Annotated in this window: 1 protein-coding gene; it reads left to right on the forward strand. The window is 53.0% G+C overall.

Annotated features, from left to right (window positions below):
- The first annotated feature begins 227 nt into the window (after positions 1–227).
- Positions 228–1,157, forward strand: coding sequence for a transposase (locus H0Z09_RS27160; protein WP_186694927.1), 930 nt, complete (start codon positions 228–230; stop codon positions 1,155–1,157).
- The last annotated feature ends 109 nt before the right edge of the window (positions 1,158–1,266 follow it).

Raw genomic sequence — 1,266 nt, forward strand, 5'->3', positions numbered from 1 at the left:
TTCGCGAGCAAGCCCGCTTGTGTCTTGGGCAAGGATTAGACTGTGGGTGAGAGCGGTGAGTGGCAAGCTGAATGCCCGGAGTGCTTAAAGCACGTGTGGGAGCCCATGCTGCCACTCACCTCTCCGCTCTGGACATGAGCCCGAACAGTTGAACGAGCCCACCTCGAACAGTTACAAGCGTGGGCCAAGCCAGAGCGCTCTCACCTTGAGTGTAAGAGGATTTGGCTATGTTTTCCTACCTAGGCATTGATGTTTCAAAAGACAGTCTCGAAATTCGGATCCTTCCAGAAGACATCGGCATGAGCTATGCCAATAACTGTGCAGGGTTTAAGGCCTTGATTGATTGGCTCAAGCCTTACAACGTCCGTCGCGTGCTGTTGGAAGCGACCGGTGGCTACGAAAGAGCTGCCATGAAATCACTTCAAGCAGCTGGTCTGGATGTTTTGCGGATAAACCCTAGAAGAGTCAAAAGCTTCGCAAAAGCAATGGGTTACCGCGCCAAGACCGACCCGATAGATGCTCGTCTTTTGGCAGAGTTTGCGCACGTCGTAAAGGATTCCGACAGTCGAATCACCAATGTCGAGCAAGATAACTTACGTGCACTGATCCAGCAGCGCGAAAACTTTGTTCAGCAGCAAAGCGATGATGTTAGACGCCTGAAAACGGCTTCTGTTGACCTGGTGAAGCCGCTATTGCAAAGCCACATCGACTATCTGACCCAGGCGATAAAGGCATTAAACAACCTGATTCGCCAAAGCGCCCAAGTCTTGGATCGCGACAAAATTGCCCGGCTGTGCTCGGTCAAAGGAATTGGGATTGTGACGGCAGCGAGCCTAATGGCTTATGTACCTGAGCTTGGAGAGGTTGGACGTCGCGAGATCGCGGCACTCCTAGGCGTAGCGCCATACAACGACGACAGCGGTAACCATCAGGGAGCACGTCGTATTGGGGGTGGCCGGTTTGCAGCGCGCAGAGCGATGTACATGGCTTGCTGGGTGGTCATTCAGCGACAACCTGAGTTCAAGGCTAGGTACGAGGCGCTGCGTCAGAAAGGCAAGTGCGCGAAAGTAGCACTGATCGCGTGTATGCGAGTGCTGCTGATACGGCTGAACGCCATGATTCGAGATGGGGCTGAGTGGAAAGAACGCGCCGTCTAGCAACAGCCAGCGCGTTTTCAGTGATCGTTTACGGTACGCGGCCGTAGGATGCTTGCTGCCTTTCAATAACATTCAAATTAAAAGCCTTCAAGACAGTTGCTCCCACATT

This window comes from Pseudomonas sp. SWRI18, from assembly GCF_014268345.1.
Lineage (GTDB): Bacteria > Pseudomonadota > Gammaproteobacteria > Pseudomonadales > Pseudomonadaceae > Aquipseudomonas > Aquipseudomonas cedrina.

What these genes read in the sequence shown, in the direction of transcription:
- H0Z09_RS27160 (WP_186694927.1), top strand. Translation starts at nt 228, where the DNA reads ATGTTTTCCTACCTAGGCATTGATGTTTCAAAAGACAGTCTCGAAATT.